The organism is Mesorhizobium sp. WSM4898 (genome assembly GCF_029625845.1).
Taxonomy (GTDB): Bacteria; Pseudomonadota; Alphaproteobacteria; order Rhizobiales; family Rhizobiaceae; genus Mesorhizobium.
Window position 1 is genome coordinate 60,058 of record NZ_JARTVQ010000008.1, and the last position, 17,703, is coordinate 77,760.

26 protein-coding genes are annotated in these 17,703 nt (G+C 62.9%); 14 read left to right on the plus strand and 12 right to left on the minus strand.

The features are described from left to right. Positions 1 to 103 precede the first annotated feature (103 nt). Positions 104 to 514, plus strand: a complete 411-nt coding sequence (locus P9228_RS25160) for an HD domain-containing protein (RefSeq protein ID WP_067325217.1) — start codon at positions 104 to 106, stop codon at positions 512 to 514. A gap of 11 nt (positions 515 to 525) precedes the next feature. On the opposite strand, the gene P9228_RS25165 is transcribed toward P9228_RS25160, so the two are convergent. Next, positions 526 to 1,005, minus strand: coding sequence for a hypothetical protein (locus tag P9228_RS25165; RefSeq protein WP_127246798.1), 480 nt, complete (start codon positions 1,003 to 1,005; stop codon positions 526 to 528). A gap of 128 nt (positions 1,006 to 1,133) precedes the next feature. Between P9228_RS25165 and P9228_RS25170 the strand changes: the two genes are divergently transcribed. The 3 genes from P9228_RS25170 (at position 1,134) to P9228_RS25180 (ending at position 3,005) form a co-directional block, all read left to right on the plus strand. Next, positions 1,134 to 1,379: a hypothetical protein gene (locus P9228_RS25170; protein WP_067325210.1), complete on the plus strand. Its 246-nt coding sequence runs from the start codon at positions 1,134 to 1,136 to the stop codon at positions 1,377 to 1,379. Positions 1,380 to 1,411: 32 nt separating this feature from the next. Continuing rightward, the gene (locus P9228_RS25175; RefSeq protein WP_245460751.1) at positions 1,412 to 2,470 is read left to right on the plus strand and encodes a PAS domain S-box protein; all 1,059 of its coding nucleotides are present in this window, start codon (positions 1,412 to 1,414) and stop codon (positions 2,468 to 2,470) included. A gap of 175 nt (positions 2,471 to 2,645) precedes the next feature. Next, on the plus strand, positions 2,646 to 3,005 hold the full coding sequence (locus P9228_RS25180; protein WP_066999436.1) for an SPW repeat protein: 360 nt from the start codon (positions 2,646 to 2,648) through the stop codon (positions 3,003 to 3,005). A 366-nt stretch (positions 3,006 to 3,371) separates the two neighbouring features. Here P9228_RS25180 and P9228_RS25185 read toward each other — a convergent pair whose 3' ends face one another. Both P9228_RS25185 and P9228_RS25190 read right to left on the minus strand, forming a co-directional pair. Beyond that, positions 3,372 to 3,725, minus strand: a complete 354-nt coding sequence (locus P9228_RS25185) for a BrnA antitoxin family protein (RefSeq protein WP_278056098.1) — start codon at positions 3,723 to 3,725, stop codon at positions 3,372 to 3,374. A gap of 320 nt (positions 3,726 to 4,045) precedes the next feature. Continuing rightward, entirely contained in the window at positions 4,046 to 4,516 is a 471-nt protein-coding gene (locus P9228_RS25190; protein ID WP_067325198.1) for an Lrp/AsnC family transcriptional regulator, read from the minus strand. Between the two features lie 141 nt (positions 4,517 to 4,657). Here P9228_RS25190 and P9228_RS25195 point away from each other — a divergent pair, with 141 nt between their 5' ends. Then, positions 4,658 to 5,413 (plus strand): tryptophan 2,3-dioxygenase family protein, encoded by a 756-nt coding sequence (locus tag P9228_RS25195; protein WP_067325194.1) that lies wholly within the window; start codon positions 4,658 to 4,660, stop codon positions 5,411 to 5,413. Positions 5,414 to 5,682: 269 nt separating this feature from the next. After that, entirely contained in the window at positions 5,683 to 6,102 is a 420-nt protein-coding gene (locus P9228_RS25200) for a DoxX family protein (protein ID WP_278056100.1), read from the plus strand. 12 nt (positions 6,103 to 6,114) lie between these two features. Here P9228_RS25200 and P9228_RS25205 read toward each other — a convergent pair whose 3' ends face one another. From P9228_RS25205 to P9228_RS25220, 4 genes are all read right to left on the minus strand, one after another. Beyond that, positions 6,115 to 6,420, minus strand: a complete 306-nt coding sequence (locus tag P9228_RS25205) for a hypothetical protein (protein WP_066999393.1) — start codon at positions 6,418 to 6,420, stop codon at positions 6,115 to 6,117. 63 nt (positions 6,421 to 6,483) lie between these two features. After that, positions 6,484 to 6,753, minus strand: a complete 270-nt coding sequence (locus P9228_RS25210; protein WP_278056101.1) for a hypothetical protein — start codon at positions 6,751 to 6,753, stop codon at positions 6,484 to 6,486. A 177-nt stretch (positions 6,754 to 6,930) separates the two neighbouring features. Then, complete coding sequence (locus P9228_RS25215; RefSeq protein ID WP_067325184.1) at positions 6,931 to 7,476, minus strand: hypothetical protein; 546 nt, start codon at positions 7,474 to 7,476, stop codon at positions 6,931 to 6,933. Positions 7,477 to 7,615: 139 nt separating this feature from the next. After that, positions 7,616 to 7,936 (minus strand): hypothetical protein, encoded by a 321-nt coding sequence (locus P9228_RS25220; RefSeq protein WP_278056102.1) that lies wholly within the window; start codon positions 7,934 to 7,936, stop codon positions 7,616 to 7,618. Positions 7,937 to 8,406: 470 nt separating this feature from the next. On the opposite strand from P9228_RS25220, the gene P9228_RS25225 reads away from it, so the two are divergent. The 5 genes from P9228_RS25225 to msrA all read left to right on the plus strand — a co-directional run bounded on the left by P9228_RS25225 (position 8,407) and on the right by msrA (position 11,368). Continuing rightward, positions 8,407 to 8,793: a hypothetical protein gene (locus P9228_RS25225; protein WP_278056103.1), complete on the plus strand. Its 387-nt coding sequence runs from the start codon at positions 8,407 to 8,409 to the stop codon at positions 8,791 to 8,793. Next, on the plus strand, positions 8,786 to 9,178 hold the full coding sequence (locus tag P9228_RS25230; RefSeq protein ID WP_278056104.1) for a hypothetical protein: 393 nt from the start codon (positions 8,786 to 8,788) through the stop codon (positions 9,176 to 9,178). The genes P9228_RS25225 and P9228_RS25230 overlap by 8 nt, the downstream gene beginning before the upstream one ends. Next, positions 9,123 to 9,815 (plus strand): terminase family protein, encoded by a 693-nt coding sequence (locus P9228_RS25235; protein ID WP_278056105.1) that lies wholly within the window; start codon positions 9,123 to 9,125, stop codon positions 9,813 to 9,815. The genes P9228_RS25230 and P9228_RS25235 overlap by 56 nt, the downstream gene beginning before the upstream one ends. A 557-nt stretch (positions 9,816 to 10,372) precedes the next feature. Then, positions 10,373 to 10,624, plus strand: a complete 252-nt coding sequence (locus P9228_RS25240; RefSeq protein ID WP_095824463.1) for a hypothetical protein — start codon at positions 10,373 to 10,375, stop codon at positions 10,622 to 10,624. A gap of 225 nt (positions 10,625 to 10,849) precedes the next feature. Further along, positions 10,850 to 11,368, plus strand: a complete 519-nt coding sequence (msrA, locus tag P9228_RS25245; RefSeq protein ID WP_278056106.1) for a peptide-methionine (S)-S-oxide reductase MsrA — start codon at positions 10,850 to 10,852, stop codon at positions 11,366 to 11,368. A gap of 123 nt (positions 11,369 to 11,491) precedes the next feature. Here msrA and P9228_RS25250 read toward each other — a convergent pair whose 3' ends face one another. After that, the gene (locus P9228_RS25250) at positions 11,492 to 11,788 is read right to left on the minus strand and encodes a hypothetical protein (RefSeq protein ID WP_127215688.1); all 297 of its coding nucleotides are present in this window, start codon (positions 11,786 to 11,788) and stop codon (positions 11,492 to 11,494) included. 61 nt (positions 11,789 to 11,849) lie between these two features. Between P9228_RS25250 and P9228_RS25255 the strand changes: the two genes are divergently transcribed. Then, entirely contained in the window at positions 11,850 to 12,119 is a 270-nt protein-coding gene (locus tag P9228_RS25255) for a hypothetical protein (RefSeq protein WP_127246804.1), read from the plus strand. A 35-nt stretch (positions 12,120 to 12,154) separates the two neighbouring features. On the opposite strand, the gene P9228_RS25260 is transcribed toward P9228_RS25255, so the two are convergent. From P9228_RS25260 to P9228_RS25270, 3 genes are all read right to left on the minus strand, one after another. Next, positions 12,155 to 12,700 (minus strand): hypothetical protein, encoded by a 546-nt coding sequence (locus P9228_RS25260; protein ID WP_095824462.1) that lies wholly within the window; start codon positions 12,698 to 12,700, stop codon positions 12,155 to 12,157. A 561-nt stretch (positions 12,701 to 13,261) separates the two neighbouring features. Further along, the gene (locus P9228_RS25265) at positions 13,262 to 13,714 is read right to left on the minus strand and encodes a GFA family protein (RefSeq protein WP_067325159.1); all 453 of its coding nucleotides are present in this window, start codon (positions 13,712 to 13,714) and stop codon (positions 13,262 to 13,264) included. Between the two features lie 92 nt (positions 13,715 to 13,806). Then, positions 13,807 to 14,097: a hypothetical protein gene (locus P9228_RS25270; RefSeq protein WP_067325244.1), complete on the minus strand. Its 291-nt coding sequence runs from the start codon at positions 14,095 to 14,097 to the stop codon at positions 13,807 to 13,809. A gap of 599 nt (positions 14,098 to 14,696) precedes the next feature. Here P9228_RS25270 and P9228_RS25275 point away from each other — a divergent pair. Together P9228_RS25275 and P9228_RS25280 are read left to right on the plus strand one after the other, a co-directional pair. Continuing rightward, positions 14,697 to 15,923 carry an anion transporter gene (locus tag P9228_RS25275; protein ID WP_278056110.1) on the plus strand — a complete coding sequence of 409 codons (1,227 nt, stop codon included), beginning with the start codon at positions 14,697 to 14,699 and terminating at the stop codon, positions 15,921 to 15,923. Positions 15,924 to 16,108: 185 nt separating this feature from the next. Continuing rightward, a complete protein-coding gene (locus tag P9228_RS25280) occupies positions 16,109 to 16,339 on the plus strand; it encodes a hypothetical protein (RefSeq protein ID WP_067325155.1) in 231 nt (76 codons plus the stop codon). A 165-nt stretch (positions 16,340 to 16,504) separates the two neighbouring features. On the opposite strand, the gene P9228_RS25285 is transcribed toward P9228_RS25280, so the two are convergent. Then, the gene (locus tag P9228_RS25285) at positions 16,505 to 17,563 is read right to left on the minus strand and encodes an aminopeptidase (protein ID WP_278056113.1); all 1,059 of its coding nucleotides are present in this window, start codon (positions 17,561 to 17,563) and stop codon (positions 16,505 to 16,507) included. Positions 17,564 to 17,703: the final 140 nt, after the last annotated feature.

Here is a 17,703-nt window from a genome sequence, read left to right on the forward strand (position 1 = left end):
GGCGCGCCGTCCCCTGCAAGGCGTGCCGGTGGACCGGGTCGGGACCCAATCCTGCCCGTCTCGTTGTCCCGTTGGGGCGGGCTTCCAATAGATCGAGGAGATCATGCTTTACCAGGCAGCGAAGATCGCCGAAGAGGCCCATCGCGGCCAGAAAGACAAGACCGGCCGTCCCTTTATCGAACATCTGAGACGCGTCGCCGATGCGGTCGAAACGCTTGACGAGAAAACCGTCGCCTACCTGCACGACGTGGTCGAGAAAGGCGAGGGGTGGACGCTCGATCGGCTCGAGGCCGAGGGCTTCGGCTTTCCGGTCGTCGCCGCCGTCGACGCGCTGACGAAAAGAATGGACGAAAGCGAGCACGACTTTGTCTGCCGTGCGGCGTCCAACGAGCTTGCGCTGCCTGTCAAGCAGGCGGACCTCAAGGACAATCTCTGGCAGGCGCACCAGGCGGGCATCGACCCCGAGAAGTACGAGAACGGACTGCGCCTGCTCGACGAGTTGACCAGCGAGTGACTGGAATTGCTCTAGCCCTTGTCGCTCACCTGCAGCAGATCCGCCGACTCGGGTGAAAGGAGCGAGCGTTCTCGCAACGCCTTTTCCAGGTCGTTGCGGCTGTCAGCCGGGCAGGCGTCGGGCAGGTCGAGCGCCGTCAGCGCCTCTTCGTCGAATTCGATGGCCCCGCCATAGAGCTGAGCCACCTGCATCACCAGACTCTCGATATCCTCGCGGGCAATGTTCTCAGCGAGATTCATCAGCCTGATTTCTTCCGACAATTGGATGATGTTGACGATGCCATTTTGCCGCAAAGCCCGCTGGACCTTGTGGTGAGCGTCGTTGCGCAACCGGTCGGAAAATCCTCGTAACATCGGAAAAACCTCCTTTCGCGGCGGTTCATCCCTCTGCCGGCGATAATGCGCCGACCTCGCTCGGTTGGCAACTAAAAAATGGAAAAGCTGTAAAAAAATCAACAAGTTAGCATAGAACGGCAAATGCGGTGTAGCCATATCGTTAGCACCGCCAGCGTCCCCCGCCTTTGTTGTCTCGCATGACCTTGACGTCTTTTGAGCCGAATCCTACTTTTACTGGCAGTGAGTGACATACTCATTCGTGTCATGACCTGCGGGAGGCTAGGGTGGTTGAATTGGAGCGGCCGCAAAGGCTGCAGATCATGTTGACGGAAGAGGAACTGGCGGCAGTCGAGAACTGGCGCTTCGAGAAACGCATGCCGAGCCGCTCGGCCGCCGTGCGCGAGCTTCTGCGAAGGGGCCTCGCATCCGAAGGTTTCCTGACAGCCGAGACCGGCATGAAGTCGCAGGATTTCGGCGTGCTGGATCCAGCAAAGGGGAATGGCGAAAATCCTGACCCCTCCAAGGCTTAGCCGCTTGCTATGAGATTCGGCCGCGCTAACTAATGCCCATGGTGACATCCGGGGGCAGGGAATTTGAAGATGCCAGCGCCAATGCGCGTCTGGCCGCCATTGTCGATTCTTCCTTCGATGCCATCATCGGCAAGGATCTGAACAGCACCATCACCGACTGGAACCGCGCGGCAGAACGCATGTTCGGCTACAGCGCGGAGGAAGCCATCGGCCAATCGATGCTGCTCCTTATCCCGGAGCATATGCACGACGAGGAGACCGACATCATCAGCCGCATCCGCCGGGGCGAGGGCGTGGCAAATCTCGACACGATGCGAAAGCGCAAGGACGGCTCGCTCGTTGCCGTTTCGGTAACGGTGTCGCCGATCAGGAGCCTTGCGGGCGAGATCGTCGGCGCCTCCACGATCGCGCGCGACATCACCGCCGCCAGGGAAAATGAGCGCCGCATCCGGCTCCTGATGCGCGAGGTCAACCACCGTGTGAAGAACCAGTTCGCGGTGATCCTGTCGATGGTCAGGGAAACCAACAAGCGTTCTGCCAGCCCCAGCGAGTTCGAGGAGATGATCCGAGCCCGGATCATGGCGCTGTCGCGCTCGCACGATCTGCTGGTTACCTCGGAGTGGGCAGGCGCCAGTCTCTTCGACCTGATCCAGGAACATCTGAAACCGTTTGGTCATGAGGAGCGCATCTCGCTTTCCGGCCCGCTTTTGACGCTGCAGTCGAATGCCGTGCAGAATCTCGGCATGGCCTTCCACGAGCTTGGCACCAACTCGTCAAAATATGGCGCGTTGGCGGGCGAGGGCGGGCATGTCGAGATCACCTGGACGGTCGAGACCGGCCCGAAGGCGCAGCGCCGCTTTCAGCTTGTCTGGCAGGAGAGGTCGAATGGCCATGCCAATGGCGAGCCAGACGAGACGGCGCGCAAGGGTTTTGGCACCGTGGTGCTGCAGCGGGTGGCGCCGCAATCGCTCAGCGGCTCCTCCAGTCTCGAGCGCTCGTCCGGTGCGTTGAAATGGTCGCTGACGGCACCGCTCGAGGCCATTGTCATGCCACAGCTGGGCGCTGAGAGCGGAAGCGACTTTTACGGATGAGGGTCCGTTCCGGAAATCGAAGGCATTTGCCGTAAGGGGCTTGTGCGGCGCGCAATACGGCTACCGCGGAAGGTTCCCTTGTCGCTCCGTAAAAATGTATTACATCATGTAACATAGCGTGCGCATTGCACGCGAATGCAGTTGCTTTGGTCTGGCTTCATCGATGGAGGTTGTCATGGCAAGCAAACTGATGGAAGAAAGGAAGAGCAAGGACTGGGTTATCCTGGTCCTCGCGATCTGCCTGTTCATCTCACCCTGGGTCATCGGATTCACCGCGGCAATGATGCCCGCGTGGAACGCCTGGATTGTTGGCGTCCTGCTCGGTGCGCTGGCGCTCGCGACGCTTTCGGTGTTCGCCGAATGGGAGGAATGGGTAAATCTCGTGCTCGGGCTCTGGCTGATCGTGTCGCCCTGGCTGCTGGGCTTCGCGGCGGACAGGAACGTAATGCTCACGCACGTCATCCTTGGCGTGCTCGTGGTCGCGGCATCGGCCTGGGCCGTCTGGGACGTCCGTCATCCCCACGCGCATGCGTGAGCGGTGATTAAGGGAGCCCGCCGCGCAAGCGGCGAGCTCCTTAGTAAGGCGATTCCAGGAAAAACGTGCAGCCGGTTTTCCGGCCGGAACTGCATGGTAGACCAATCGGGGCACGGGGCTGAGCAACCGTTGCGACCTCACGCAATTGCTGCAACCGGAAACCTTTTCGTGCATTCTTGGGAATGGCACCGATGCTCCATCCCGATCAGCCTGCCAAATGCTGTTCCTATTGCGGCGGCCGCGATCACGAGTTCGAGGCGTGCCCGAAGCGCAAGGCCGACGCCGAGAAGGAAAAGCCGCTGCGGCAGCCCGAGCCGGCCGGCCTGCTTCAGGCTGACCTGAGCACCGCCAACCTGCCAGGGCAATCTAGCGAGCGTGGCGCTTTAGTTTCGCGGCCTTGCGCAGATCGTCGTTCATCCGCGTCTGCCAGCCGGGACCTTGGGCGCGGTAAGCGCTGACCACATCGGGGTCGAGCTTCAGCGAAACGGCCACTTTCTTGACTTCGGCGCGTGGGCGGCCCGGCTTGCGGCGCGGCAATGTTTCCGCAGGCTGCGCATCCGGATCGGCCAACGCCGCCGCCCTGATCGCCGCATCTTCCTGTTCGGACATGCGCGAAAGCGCGGCCCGGGCGATGCCGAGGGCTTCCTCGCGGGTGCGCCTCGACGGGATTGCTTCCCGGTGCACGGGCGCGGAGCGGGAACGACTAGAGGTTTTCGACATAACTCTCGATCTCCTTCTTCGTGGCCCGTCGCAGCGAAATCACCCGGATCGTTTCGCCGCGCTCGACGTAGACCATCACACAGACTGACAGGCCGATGATCCCGGTGGCGACCAGGCGTTCCTCGCCATAGTCCGTGCTGTCGTCGATGGCGACGACCGCGTTGGCGATTCGAATTCCGGAGCGAGCTCGAAATCGATGCCGTGCTTGGCCTTATTGATCTTAGCCTTTGCGGCATCCCATTCGAAACGCATCGCCCCCGCCCGTCTCGACAATTAAGGTATATACCGAAATTACTCTTTGATTGCAAATATTCTTGTAGTCATTCCCTTAGCGCATGCGCCGCTGCATCGGCGAACGAGATGTCGCCCTTGATCTCACGCATCGCCATCGAGGTGACGGTGCGGCGCACGCCGGGCAGCCGGCTGAGCTCCTCGCGCAGCATTCTGTCCAGCGCCCGCATGTCGACGGTGACGATCTGCAACAGATAGTCGGCCTCGCCGGTCGTGGCGTAGCAGCGGCGGATCAGCGGGTGCTTCCTCACCGCCGCCTCGAAGGCGTCCGACACCTCGAAGTCGATCGACACCTGGATGAAGGCCTCGATGTCAAAGCCGATCGCTGCCGGATCGATGCGGGTGGAATAGCTGCGGATGATGCCTTGAGCCTCGAGCGCCTTCACCCGTTTCCAGCACGGCGTCTTGCTTAGTCCCACCTCTTCGGCCAGCTCGCCGAAGGAGATGCGCGCGTCGCGCTCGAGTGCTGACACTATCTTGCGGTCAAGGGCATCAAGCATGATCCGTTCTCCAATGTCGCGGCAATGGACGGTAATCGTACTCCAATTTATGCCGCTTGGATAACAGAAAGGAACAATGTTCAAGCCGGAAGCGCTATCCTTGGCTGCCTGCCGAACATGCCCGCGCGAGGAGGATGAGCCATGGACAAGTCGGACTATCACGCCCGCATCGAGGCGCCCGAAATGCGCGACTACGGCGTCTATCTCAAATGCGACCAGCTGCTCGCCTGCCAGAAGCCGCTCTCGCAAATGGTCAATGCCGACGAGCTGCAGTTCCAGATCGTGCACCAGGTCGAGGAATTGTGGATGAAGCTCATCGCCTACACGCTGGTCGACGTGCTCGACTATCTGGAGAGGCAAGACACGCACCGCATCATCACGCTGATGGGCCGCGTGCACCGGCTGGTGCGCATGATGACGGCGCAGCTCGATCTGCTGGAGACGATGTCGCCCAAGGAGTACCAGCAGATCCGCCTCGAGCTCGGTAATGGCAGCGGCCAGGAATCGCCAGGCTTCAAGCTTATCCTGCGCCTGCCGCCGGACCTCTGGCGAGCCTTCAAGCATTCCTATCTCGACGGCCGCGGGCTTTCCGTCGAGGACGTCTACGACGCTCACTACGACCATGGCGATGCTTATGTCGTGGCCGAGGCGTTGATCGAGTTCGACGAGCTGTTCCAGAAATTCCGCGCCAACCACCTCTATCTCATCCACCGCTCGATCGGTCTTGGCGCCAAGTCGCTGAAGGGTCGCCCGGTGGAGATCCTGGAAGGCGGCGCCCGCCACCGCTTCTTCCCCGAGCTCTGGGACATACGCTGCGACATGACCGACCGCTGGGGTGCGGCCTACGGCACCGTGCGCGACTCGATCAGCCACCCGCCGCACGCGAAGGCGGGCTGAGCTTTTCTCGCCCCGCGCGAACAGGGGAGAGGTGGCGCGGCGTAGCCGCGAGGGAGAGCGCCCTCGTTGAGCGCCGAGCTTGGCTGTGGGCTCGCCGTCTGGCGGTTCGTCCCGGCGTCGCCGGCGCCTCACCGGCTGCTGCGCGGCGACTCTCCTCGGCCTGCAGTGGGGGTGAGGAAACAAGTGAAGCAAAAATTCCAGCCCCCTGTCGGAATCATTGCCCTTCCTCCGTCCTTGGGGCATCAACAGCTTCGAACCGGAGGGACAACGTGGAAACGCAATCGGCCTGGCAGACCGCCGCCATTCTCATCGCTCGCCTGATCTTCGCCGCCGTCTTCGCGATGGCCGTGACCTTCAAGTTCATGGATATGGGCGCCACCGCTGGCTACATCGCCGCCGCCGGGTTTCCGTTCCCGCTGTTTCTCGCCTGGTGCGCGGCGATCCTGGAGGTGCTTTTGGTGATCGCCTTCCTCACCGGCGCCTTCTTCACGCCGGCGGCGCTGGTCGCGGCAGTTTATGTGATCTTCCTCGGCTTTTCATTCCACGGCCCGTCGCACTGGACCGGCAACCAGGCCGAGTTCGGCTTCTTCGCCGATCATTTCACTTTCCTCGCCGGCCTTTTCTTCGCCGCCGTGCATGGGCCGGGCAAGTTGCTCGCCGTCCGACAGGGTTGGCCGGGCCGGGCGTGAGGCGCCGCCACTTCACATCTGATCGTTATAGGGTTCCTTCATCTGCCCGACCATGCGCGCCAGCTTGGAGAAGGAAGGCATGTCCGCTTCCGGCTGGCATTGGTTGGCGAGCTCGAGCAGGCGGATCGGGAAGTTGATCGCATCGCGGTTCGACGCCGAAATCGCCTCGGACCGGTCCTCGCCTGTCTCGACGGCCTCGGCCTTGCGCAGCGCGATGTCGATCTCCTCGACCGTCAGCACCCCCTTGCGCACCAGGGTATGGTTGATTGCCGCGACGGCCATCAGCAGGCCCTCGAGTTGCAGATTGGCGACGTTCATGGCGCTTCCTCCCATTGACCTCGCTTGAAAACGCATGAGCGGCGTTTCCGATCCGGGACCGCCTTAGGCCTCCATCAGGCGCACGCCGTATTCGGCCCAGAGCTGCTTGATCTCGCGGGCGCCCAGCGGCGGGGTCGAGCGATCTCCATAGGAGATGGCCACGGCGCTCAGATCATATTGGCCGTCTGCCTCGGCGATGAAGCGGATGGCTTCGCCAAGCGGGCGCGAATGGAAGACCGGATCCGCCTGGCCTCGGCCAAGACTGCGAACGCATGAAATACCTGCTGGCGCATGCCGCATCCGAAAGACCGATGCCATGGCGGATTTGTCCATGCCCGCTCTCCGCGATTCCCCTTAGGGAATGATTCCATAAGGTCCGGCTAATGACCAGCCCAACCGGGCACACCAACGACAACCGGGCACACCAACCCGCCGCTATGGAAAGGCCGGGCTCTGGGCCCGGCCTCCTTCAGCGGCCTGCGCTGCGGCGGCCGTGGGGGCGCGATTGCTCTATCGGGTCCAGGGGCGGGCCCAGTCGTGGTCTGTGTCCGAGTTGCGCGCCATCGCCATGCCGATCAGCAAGCCGACCAGGCCGCCAAGAACCATGGCGGTGGAAACGGTGCCGGGATTCTGCTGCACGGTTTCGGAAACGCTCTGGGCCTGGCTTCGCAACTGCCTTGCCGCGCGTGAGGCGCGATCGCTCGCGCCGCCGTAGAATTCAGAAGCTCGGTCGGCCGCGCCGCTGTAGAGGCCGGAGGCCCGGTCGGCCGCGCTCTGGTACCACCCTTGCGTCGCACTGGCGGCTTCCTCGGCCTGATCGGCAAGCGCGCGGTTGAGCCGGCTCACCTCGCGCTTCAATTCGGCGATCTGCTTCCTCATCGCCGCTTCCGAAGCGGCTGAAGATCTGGCGCTGGTGCGCGAAGCGCTGCCGCTGCGGGCAGCGCTGCTGCGGCTCGGATTGCTTCGCTCTGTGCCGCCGCCCTGGGACGTCGAGCTGCCGTTGCGCGCGGCTGCTGCGTTCGTGTCCTTACCCTGGTTGGTTTCATCGTCTGCCATGGGTCTCTCCTTGCTGAACTCTGCAACGGCTCACGCCCGACCTTGCAACGGCTCACGTCCGCCATGGTTCCCTTCCAAGCAAAGGGCCGTGGAGCGCAACTCCACGGCCCTCGCGCGACGAAACTGCCGCGTCTCGTTACTACTTGCCGCAATGATTATCGTTGACCGACGGCGATGCCGTGCCAGGCGACGTGTGAGTTGCATCCGGCTGGGCGCCCTGCGGCGTGGCGGGGCAATTCCGATCGGCGTTCGAATTCATGCCGTCCGTGGTGATGCTGCCCGTCGTGCCTGTATCGGGCGCCATCTGATCGGGCGACGGATTGGCAGGCGTGGTGGGGTCCACCGTGATGCTCTGGCCGCTGCCCGCCGTGTCGGCGGTACCGCCCGTTGAATTCTGAGCCATCGCAGCCGTAGCCAGACCGATGGTCAGAGCCGATGCCGCAAGAATCTTTATGAGCATGATCTTCTCCTTCTTGTGCGAGATCGTTTCTCTGTTCGGGAGTCTGTCGCGTCGCGACTAAGGGTGGAACCCCTCGGCCCGGAGGTGGTTCCGAGAAAAAATTCTGGAACTTTCCGACCTAGGCCTCGATGTATCGGTGCGGCGAGCGGAGTCGCTTCCCGGCAAGGCTGCAGACAAGCAGCTAGGAAAATTTACCTAGGAGCCTTGTCAGGTGAGGGCAGCTCTGCTATGATTTTATCCATGGTGCTGATTTGCGCCAGCGACCCGCCACCCGGCGGGTTTTTTTGTGGCTCCTCACCTTGGTGGCTTCGCCAGTTGGCGAGGCGACGGGACAGCATCCTCCTGTGGCGTGCCAGCCATATCCCCCGCAAGAAGGGGATCGATGGTCCCCCTTGCGGGCGAGATGTCCGGCAGGACAGGCGGGGCGGGAACTCGACCTTTTAGTTGAATCCAATCTGCGGAAGCTCTGCATGCCACGCTATGCCACCATCATCACCGGCGACGACGGCGCCGAAATCGTCAGCGCCATCGGCGAGTTCGCATCGTTCGGCGAGCCGCCCCGCACAGGCCGCGTCGAGGAAGTCGTGCCGGGTGTGCGCATCGGCATGGTGCGCGGCGGTCCGGTCGACGCGATCGCCGGCTTCGGCTTTCCGCGCCAGGGTCTCGATCCGTCGGCCATGAGAGCCGCCGCGGCGAAGCTGAAACGAACGGAGCCGTTTTCCGGACAGGTCGATCAGCCCTCCGCCCCGAAGGTCGCCCGCGCCAAGCCGCGCAAGAAGCCGGCGCGCAAGGCCGCCAGGGCGCGTGCGCTACGTTCCGCCGGAACGTCGGCGGCCGCTGCAGCCGCCAATGGCTGACGGCGCAGGCAAGGCGCGGCGCGCCGGCGCCCGAACCGCTGGAGCGAAGGCCGAGCCGGCCGCCGCGCCGATAGCCAGGCGCTCGAAAAAGACGCTGGGCAACGATTTCGCCGCGGCGCTGCGCGCTGATTTCCGCGCCCATGGCGCCGGCGTCATCGCCGCGGTCAGGGCGGAAAAGCCCGACCAGTATCTGAAGGTCGTGCTGACGATGCTGCCCAAAGAGTTCTCGCAGGGTCTCGATGCGAACCAAAACAGTCTGGGCCAGTTGAGCGATGAGGAGATCCGCAGCCGCATCCGCGGCCTCGAAGCGAGGCTGCGGCCGTTCCTCGATGATAGCGACCTATCTGGCGCTGCTCGAGGAGATGGACCAACGCCGTCAACGTAACCTTCTTGCTGCCTACAGGCCGTACGAAAGGCAGTCCGAGTTCCACGCGGCGGGGGCAAAAAGCCGCGAGCGCCTGTTCATGGCCGGTAACCAACTCGGCAAGACCAAGGCAGGCGGCGCCGAATGGGCCATGCACCTCACCGGCCGCTATCCGGACTGGTGGATGGGCAAGGTGTTCGACACGCCCGTCCGGCTTTGGGCCGCCGGCGTCACCGGCGAGGGCACGCGCGACAATCCGCAGCGTGTGCTGGTCGGCCCGCCGCAGCAACAGGCGGAATGGGGCACCGGCATGATCCCGGCCGACGCCATTGCCGAAACGACGATGGGCCGCGGCGCGCCCGGAGCGCTGGACAGCGTCGTTGTGCGCTGGGGCGGTGGCGGTGATGTGCAGGCGGGCGAAAGCGTGCTCTCCTTCAAGTCCTACGAAAAAGGCCGCGAGAAATGGCAGGGCGAGACGCTGCACGGTGTCTGGTTCGACGAGGAGCCGCCGCTCGACATCTATTCCGAAGGCCTGACCCGCACCAATGCGACAGGCGGGATAACCATCGTGACTTTCACACCGCTGCTCGGGATGTCGGATGTGGTGCTGCGGTTTTTGTCGAGCGAAGAAGTGGAGAGTTGGGCAAGGGGTGAGTGACGGCCAATCTCCCCCCTTGTGGGGGAGATGCCCGGCAGGGCAGAGGGGGGCGCTGTCCCGCCAGCCTCTCGAAGTCTCTTAATTCAGCCGGTTCGAACGGCATAAAGTTCCGCAGGATAGCGCTCCTTCGCGCCCCCCCTCTGTCCTGCCGGACATCTCCCCCACGAGGGGGGAGATTGGCAGTATGGCCGTCGGCGCCATTCCCTCTCCTCCATCACGGCTTCGCCGCACCTCTCCCCCACGTTCGTGGGGCGAGGAACTGGAGCTTGCCATGTCCCGACACGTGACCTTCATGACCATCGACGATGCCGGGCACTATTCGCCCGAACAGCGCGCCGAAATCATCGCGGCCTTTCGGACATCGTGTTCGAGGTGCTGGTGCGGCGCTTCAGGCCCTTACCAGAAGAATGAGCGGCGCGGAATGGGAGCCGTGCCGATCGATCTCGAGCATTGGCGACATCGGCCGGCAAGAATTCTGCCAATCGCGATGAACCAATTCGCGTGGCCATGCGACGCATCGGTGCAAATGAACACCCGTGTATCCATGGAGATTTTCGATGATTGCAATCCTTCGCAATGCACTTCTCGCCGCCCTGGCCGTATCCACCCTGGGTGGATCCGCGATGGCCGGCCAGCAGATCTACGAATGCGACAACACGCCGACCAACAAGCTCTGGGCTGGCCGCTGCTGCGGCGTCGGCGACGCCAATTGCCTCGGTGGCGAAAGCCATGGCCATGACCGGGGGAATCCCGGCCGGGGCAACAATGGCGGAGGCGACAACGGCAGGGGCGATAAAGGGCCTAAGTGAAGCTCGCGCTCAGCACCAAGGCCCGCCGGTTTGCCGACCGGCGAGCAATCGGCGCAGACTGGGGCACCGTGGTTCGGTTAGTTTCCCTGCCAGTCGCCCTTTTCCAGGCGCCTTCCCGTCGCCTTTTTCAGGCGCCCTTTTCCAGGCGCCCTTTTCCTGCCGCTTGAGCCGCTGGAAGAAGCGGGCCACAATCCCCACTTATGGAGAAATCCAAGGAGGTTTGACATGGCTTCTTCCGAACGCGCGGTCCTTGCCGGCGGCTGCTTCTGGGGCATGCAGGATCTGATCCGCTGCTTGCCCGGCGTGATCTCCACCCGTGTCGGCTACAGCGGCGGCGACGTGCCGAACGCAACCTACCGCAATCACGGCACCCATGCCGAGGCGATCGAGATCGTCTTCGATCCGACCAAGACCAGTTTCCGCACGCTGCTCGAGTTCTTCTTCCAGATCCACGATCCGACGACCCGGAACCGTCAGGGCAACGATGTCGGCATGAGCTACCGCTCGGCGATCTTCTATACCAGCGACGAGCAGAAGCGGGTGGCCGAAGACACCATCGCCGATGTCGACGCCTCGGGTCTCTGGCCGGGCAAGGTCGTCACCGAGCTCGCTCCGGCCGGTGCCTTCTGGCAGGCCGAGCCGGAACATCAGGATTATCTGGAGCGCTACCCCAACGGCTACACCTGCCATTTCGTCCGGCCGGGCTGGAAGCTTCCCGTCCGCGAAAAGGCCGCCGCATCATAAAAATAGGGCTGCGCAGCCCTTCAGTCAGGATCCCGCCCGCCGTGCCGAAAGGCATGGCGGGCTTTCTTGCGTTCCGGGCGCAAGCCCGCACCTCGCCGGCATGCTCCGGCTGGAACAGTGGCCTTAGCCCTTGGCCCGGCGGTTCTCGTTTTCATGGCCGATCCAATGGGCTCGGATGCGGTCGCTGGCTTCAAGGTAAGCCATGTCGATGAGATAGGTCAGAAGCTTTTCGCCGTCGGCCTCAGCCTTCTGGCGAAGCTCGCGCAAGATCCCCTGCGCAAACTGCAGGTTTTCCATTTTGCTCGGCTGGTCCATCGGTGCCCCCAATGTCTGCGTGGAAGTTTGGCTGACTATACTTGTACGAATGTTGTCGGCTCGCTCGCGGCCAGGCTGCGCCCGGTTGCACCTGCGCTCGATCAATGAAGCTGTTGCACATCGCGCGAAAATGTCGATATTTTACGCCCCCAATCGGATGGCGAATATGCATGAAGACGAGGGCAGCACTCCCGACAAGCTGCAAGCCATGCTTGACGTGATTGCCAGGAGCGAGCCCGCGCGCGGGAGCGGACAGGCCGATCTCGGCAGGCTGCAGGCCGATGCCGCCAAGGCCGCCAACGTGCTGATCGAATTCTACGGCGACGCTGCCCTCGAGCGAGCCAAGCTTATCGAGCGCCGCTCGCCCCACTCGCATTTCGCGCGCATGGTGACGGCCGAGATCGGCAGGCGCGGCAGGCTTCCGCCCAGAAGCTAGCCCGGAACCCGGCCGAGAAACCGACAAAGATCGCCTCAGGACGATTTGCGCCTCCTCGATCTCTCGCCAAGTCTTTGCAGGATCTCTTCCTCGATGTTGTCCAGCAGGTAGGAAAGCATGTCGTCCTCGATCGACTGCGCGATTTCCCTGGCCTGCTCGACATGGTCGTGGATTTCGCGCAGCGAGTGATCCTCGCCCGCGGCATCCTGCGTCAGGTCGATGAACCAGCCGGGATAGAGCGCTGCCTCGCCCATGTCATCGACATAGCACTGGCCGACGGCAAGGATTTTGCGCAGCCCCATCTTTTCCGAGCGGACCTTGTAGACCTCGCGGAAACCTGACCTGCGCTCGATCGCCTTGCGGATCGCCAGCCGAACCCGCGGCCGATCGTCCCGCTCTATGCTTTGCATGCACCGCTCCAGCGGCGCGCCGTGCGAGAACTCCTCGAGCGTCAGGTCGAAATAAGCGGACAGATTCGCGTCCCCATAGATGCGGTCGCGCTTGATGTCCCAGGTCCAAAACCCGTCGATCGGTGGATACCGCATATGCAGGTTGCGGCTGCGTTGAGGCGCCAGTGTCATGAAAACCGCCCCGTTCGGTTTCAGGATTCGCCAGTACTATGTCTTAAAATCGAAAAGAAACAAAGGTGAGTTTTTGTACAAGGCAGGAAAATGATTGGGCCTGCCGCTTGCTTGCATAGCTACGCCGCATAGTTGGCATCATCCAGGAAATACGTTTCGTGAAAAATTTTCTCTGGCCGAAACAATTTTCATTTCCGTGTCGCAAATGAAGCCGGTGCTTCACGCGAGAAGGAAGCTTTCGAACTTAAACAAATCAAAAGTTGTATTCCCCCGGACGCAACGCCTGGGCTGGACATACTGTCCATCTTGTAAGGCCGGCGCGGCAATGCTGGTGTTGCCTGAGCCGCGCCGGCCGAAGCGGCCTCCAAAAGGTTTTCGCCGCGCCGGGGATGCTAGCGGCCGCTGCCGCGCCGGCAAACCGACCGTTGGTTGAAAATGCCCGACTTCCAGAAGAAGACAAGGCCCTCGCGGTCAGCGTCCGGTCGTTTACGGGCATAGGCGCCGGCTCGCTGGACCGATGCGTCCTTGCTCTGCGACTTAAGCCTTACTGCCATTCAGCATTTAGGCTGATTTGCGATACGGCTCGCGCACGGTCTCCGGCTCGGCATCATCGGCCGCCGACTCAGCGACGGTCCTGTCATGCTCGAATTGGCTCGCCTCGGGCAGAGGATGCAACCACTGCTCGCGCCGACCGATCCACAATTCGTAGCTGGGCTCAAGCCCTTCGGTCGGTACGACATCCAGGCTGCCGATCATCACCTCGGCCTCGTCCTCGCGAACCGACGGCAAGCGGCTGCCGCAGGTTGGACAGAAGCTTCGCCCGCCATAAGTGCTGGTGATACCCGCGCTTTCGAATGCCTGGCGCGGCCATATGGCAAAGGCCTGATACGCCGATCCGCTGGTCTTGCGGCAGTCCTTGCAATGGCAAAGTCCCACCCTCAGCGGCTCGCCGGTCACCCGGAACTGGACACCGCCGCACAGGCAGCTGCCGCTACGCATGACATCGTCGAACATGGCCGTTCCTCCTGCAGCCGGGACATTGGTGTCACCATCCGGTACAATTCGCATGCTGCCTCAACTGTTCCACAGCGCGGTCGGAACGTCGCTCAACCGGGAAAGTCGAAGACCGGTTCCTCGCAGCGGTAGACGCGGCATGGACCGTCACGGGTCGGAACCGCGACCGACATCGGGACTTCCGGCCAGTCGCACTCATTGCCGAATTGGCGCACGAAACGATCATAAGTGTTGGGCCCGGTGGTCAGCACCGCGGCATGCCGGCGCTGGATCAGCGCCTGCGTCTCGCCACAAGTCATGGCGCGTGTGTCGGGCCGCGCATCGGCGGCGCCCGCAGTCCATAATATCGTGCCGGCTACAAGGGCGGTCGTCAGGTTTTTCATGGAGGCGCCAGCTTTCAGTGATCGCTTTTGCGGTACGAATATGGCTCGCCGCCGGAACACCGCAAGGCTTTTGAACAGCAAAACGACGCCGATGAGGATGTCTGCGCAACCGGCCTTGTCGCGGTCGGACGGACGACGAAGCGACCGTCAGCGCGACGTCGGTAAGAACCCGGTCAGGCATTCTGGCCTCCCGATCCGCCGCATTCCAGGCAGATCACACTGTGTCCCGGACAGCTCAGCCGGTGCGTTCCTTCCGGGCAGCAATGGCCGTTGGAGGCGACCCAGCGGTCGCAAATGAAAATTTTCCTGGCGCCATGGCAGCGCCGGCATTCCGCCGAGGGCATCAGATTCTCGTTTGGCGAGACGCGATGCTCCGCTTCAACGACCGCGTTCATCCATTTAGTCCCCAACGACTGGATTGTCGGTCCTGTTTTTCTCAAGACATTACATTAGCCATCCGAGATATAAAAGCCCCGGGCGGATGACGAAAGTTTCATCCCTCGACCCTTTCCCTTTGCGCTGCCGTTGCTAAAGCTCGTCCGGCAAAGGGCGCCCGAGCAGATTCCGTCGGGCGCGGGCAGGCAACGGGATTTCCTGCAATGACATGGACCGGTGCGGGAGCGCTTTTCATCCTGGTAGCCACTTATGCCGGCGTTGCCGTCGGCCGTATTCCGGGCTTCAGGCTGGATCGCGCCGGCATCGCGCTGCTCGGTGGCGCCGCCATGATCGCGATCGGCGCGATCGGCATGGAGGATGCCTACCGCGCCATCAATTTCGACACGATCACGCTTTTGCTCGGCATGATGATCGTGGTCGCGCATCTGAAAGTGTCGGGCGCGTTCCGGGCGCTCGGCGGCTTCGCTATTGAGCATGCGCACGCGCCCTTCATGCTGCTCGTCATGGTGACGCTTCTGACCGGAGTGCTTTCGGCCTTTCTGGTCAATGACGCGATCTGCCTGGTGATGGCGCCGATCGTCGTCCACGTCACCCGCGTCATCCGGCGCAACCCGGTTCCCTACCTGATCGCCACCTGCACGGCCTCCAACTGCGGCAGCGTCGCCACCATCACCGGCAACCCGCAGAACATGGTCATCGGCGCGCTCTCGGGCATTTCCTATCCGGCCTTCACGGCGGCGCTCGCGCCGGTGGCGCTGTTCGGCCTTGTCGCCGCCATCGTCATTGTCCGCATCGTCTACCGCGGCGAATTCTCTCGCCCCGCCGAGCTCAGCCCCGAGGTCTATCGCGGCCGCATGCTGCCGGGACAGGTGCTGAAGGCGACCATCGTCTGCGTGGTGCTGGCGTTCGCCTTCTTCGCTGGCGTGCCCGTCGCCAAGGCGGCGCTCATTGCCGGCGCTTTCCTGCTCGTCACCCGCGCGATCAAGCCGCACCGCATCTACCGCGAGATCGACGGCCCGCTGCTCTTCATGTTCGCCGGACTGTTCGTGGTCGTGGCGGGCGCGGAGCGCACGCTGCTCACCCCCGACATGATCGCCGCGGCGAAGAATATGGGTCTCGACGATGTTTGGCGGCTCTCCGGCTTCACCGCGGTGCTTTCCAACGTCATGAGCAATGTGCCGGCGGTGCTGGCGTTGAGGCCGTTCATCCCGGGCCTCGAAAACCCCCACCGCGCGTGGCTGGTCGTGGCGATGAGCTCGACGCTCGCCGGCAATTTCACGCTGCTCGGCTCGGTCGCCAACCTCATCGTGGCTGAGCAGGCAAGAGCGGCGGGCAAGGAGCTGTCTTTCGCAGCTTTCTTCAAGGTCGGTTTGCCGCTGACGCTGTTGACGCTGGTCTTCGGCACGGCGTGGCTGGCGCTCACTTCGTAGCCGTTGGACGCCAAGCAGCTGGCGGGGAGAATAGGGCAAGGTTCTGCTGTGAGTGCGACAATGTTTTTCCGGCTTAATCGCCTACGCCGACGCGATCGCACCCAGCGTAAAGGCGCCCCATGGAGCCTTGTTTTTGTTTTCAGGCCCGGTTAAGCCGCCGCGCAATCAACCGAAGGACGACACAAGTGAGCGAACCGACCGTGGCCGAAGCGACCGAAAGCATCTATGCCTCGATCCGCGCGGACAACGCCGACATCGATGCGCATATCGCGACGCTCAAGGCGGCGATGGCGCGGGAAGGGCTGAAACAGGCGGTGTTCGAGCCGGCCAAGCTGGCGCACAACAACCGCGCGGGCCGCAAGCTGATGCAGGCCTATTTCCGCCAGCGCGGCGTGACCGTGACGTTTTCGAGCTAGGGCCGCGCGCCGACCGGGCGCCGCTATTGCGACGAGGCTCCGCAAGGGGCTTTTTGGGGCGTGGCGGCACCGCGCGGCTGCCTAAGGGCAATCGGCCGATGTGATTGGCTGCCCGAGTTGGCTTCGCTCATGTCGGTACGCGCGGCCGGCCCTTGCCTGTTCAGGTCAATCGCACGCCGCCACGCTCTTCAGCGCCTGGGCACGCGAAGGTCCGGGCAAATTCCCGATGCTTCGAACGGCAGCATAGAACCTTGGATAGTCGCCGGAGCACAAGTCGAACAGGCGAAGAAACGCCGGGACCTGTTCGCCATAGACGGCGGTCGCGGCGAGCTTTGCGTTGTTGATCGGGCTATCGAACCAGGGGTCATAGCCCCGGTATCCGGCCCAGCGCGTATCGCGCATGCGCCGGTAGCGCATCCGCAGCCTGTCGATCGTGGCTGCTTTGGCGGCGGCCATCTGCTGCGGGCTACGCGGACTTCCATAGACTTGCCGCAACTCGTCCCGGGTTTTCGCTATCAGTCCGAGAAAATCGGCGCTCCGCTTGCGATTGGCTTCGTAGCGGCGCAACCCGGCGCGATTGCCGGTGGCGCGGAGCCATTTCCTGACGCCGGTGGTTTCGACCGAAACCGCGAAAGCCTCGTTGAACGCGGAGTCGCCGTTCACATAGATTTTCTGATGCGCCAGCTCATGGAAGATCAGGCTTGCGAGATAGGTGTCGTCCTGGCGCAGCATGGTGCTGAGCAGCGGATCGCTGAACCATCCGAGCGTGGAATATGCGGTGACGCCCGAGACGTAGACGTCCAGCCCCTGCCGCTGCAGTTCGGCAGCGCTCTCTGCCGCCGATTTCCGGGAAAAGTAACCCCGGTACGGAACGCAGCCGAAGACCGGAAAGCACCATGTTACGGGCGTGAGCGAGAATTGCGGCGCGGCAAAAACCGCCAAGGTCACAGCGTCCCGGCCGATGTCGACATAGCTGCGGTAGCTGCTGTTTTCGGGCAGCGCCAGTTCATCCGTGGCAAAGCGGCGTATGGCGCTCGCCGACGTCAGCTTGACGCGCAATGCCTCCGGCGTTGCGGGGTCGCGGATCAGCTTGCCGACATTCTTGCGCGCCGCCATGATCTCAACATGGCCCTCCAGCGACTGCGCGTAATAGGAAATGCTGGTGCACCCGGCCACGCCGGCCGCCAGGATCGCCGCGGCAAGCAATCGAAAAACGCGCCTCACAGCCTGCCCACCGCCTGTTCGTCTCCCCGTGGAGCAAGTGTCCCCATTTGACCGCGAGTCTCAAACAGGCCCGCCGATCTTCGTCAAGACCTGGTGGGACGTCACGGGTCGGACTTTGGCAGGATCGGCAACGCCTCAGA

Coding starts and splice junctions, on each gene's coding strand:
- P9228_RS25160 (WP_067325217.1), top strand. CDS start 104: ATGCTTTACCAGGCAGCGAAGATCGCCGAAGAGGCCCATCGCGGCCAG.
- P9228_RS25195 (WP_067325194.1), top strand. CDS start 4,658: ATGGACAAGTCGGACTATCACGCCCGCATCGAGGCGCCCGAAATGCGC.
- P9228_RS25235 (WP_278056105.1), top strand. CDS start 9,123: ATGATAGCGACCTATCTGGCGCTGCTCGAGGAGATGGACCAACGCCGT.
- msrA (WP_278056106.1), top strand. CDS start 10,850: ATGGCTTCTTCCGAACGCGCGGTCCTTGCCGGCGGCTGCTTCTGGGGC.
- P9228_RS25270 (WP_067325244.1), bottom strand. CDS start 14,097: ATGAAAAACCTGACGACCGCCCTTGTAGCCGGCACGATATTATGGACT.
- P9228_RS25255 (WP_127246804.1), top strand. CDS start 11,850: ATGCATGAAGACGAGGGCAGCACTCCCGACAAGCTGCAAGCCATGCTT.
- P9228_RS25275 (WP_278056110.1), top strand. CDS start 14,697: ATGACATGGACCGGTGCGGGAGCGCTTTTCATCCTGGTAGCCACTTAT.
- P9228_RS25175 (WP_245460751.1), top strand. CDS start 1,412: ATGCCCATGGTGACATCCGGGGGCAGGGAATTTGAAGATGCCAGCGCC.
- P9228_RS25265 (WP_067325159.1), bottom strand. CDS start 13,714: ATGTTCGACGATGTCATGCGTAGCGGCAGCTGCCTGTGCGGCGGTGTC.
- P9228_RS25225 (WP_278056103.1), top strand. CDS start 8,407: ATGCCACGCTATGCCACCATCATCACCGGCGACGACGGCGCCGAAATC.
- P9228_RS25240 (WP_095824463.1), top strand. CDS start 10,373: ATGATTGCAATCCTTCGCAATGCACTTCTCGCCGCCCTGGCCGTATCC.
- P9228_RS25260 (WP_095824462.1), bottom strand. CDS start 12,700: ATGACACTGGCGCCTCAACGCAGCCGCAACCTGCATATGCGGTATCCA.
- P9228_RS25185 (WP_278056098.1), bottom strand. CDS start 3,725: ATGTCGAAAACCTCTAGTCGTTCCCGCTCCGCGCCCGTGCACCGGGAA.
- P9228_RS25230 (WP_278056104.1), top strand. CDS start 8,786: ATGGCTGACGGCGCAGGCAAGGCGCGGCGCGCCGGCGCCCGAACCGCT.
- P9228_RS25210 (WP_278056101.1), bottom strand. CDS start 6,753: ATGGACAAATCCGCCATGGCATCGGTCTTTCGGATGCGGCATGCGCCA.
- P9228_RS25190 (WP_067325198.1), bottom strand. CDS start 4,516: ATGCTTGATGCCCTTGACCGCAAGATAGTGTCAGCACTCGAGCGCGAC.
- P9228_RS25215 (WP_067325184.1), bottom strand. CDS start 7,476: ATGGCAGACGATGAAACCAACCAGGGTAAGGACACGAACGCAGCAGCC.
- P9228_RS25205 (WP_066999393.1), bottom strand. CDS start 6,420: ATGAACGTCGCCAATCTGCAACTCGAGGGCCTGCTGATGGCCGTCGCG.
- P9228_RS25220 (WP_278056102.1), bottom strand. CDS start 7,936: ATGCTCATAAAGATTCTTGCGGCATCGGCTCTGACCATCGGTCTGGCT.
- P9228_RS25180 (WP_066999436.1), top strand. CDS start 2,646: ATGGCAAGCAAACTGATGGAAGAAAGGAAGAGCAAGGACTGGGTTATC.
- P9228_RS25165 (WP_127246798.1), bottom strand. CDS start 1,005: ATGGCTACACCGCATTTGCCGTTCTATGCTAACTTGTTGATTTTTTTA.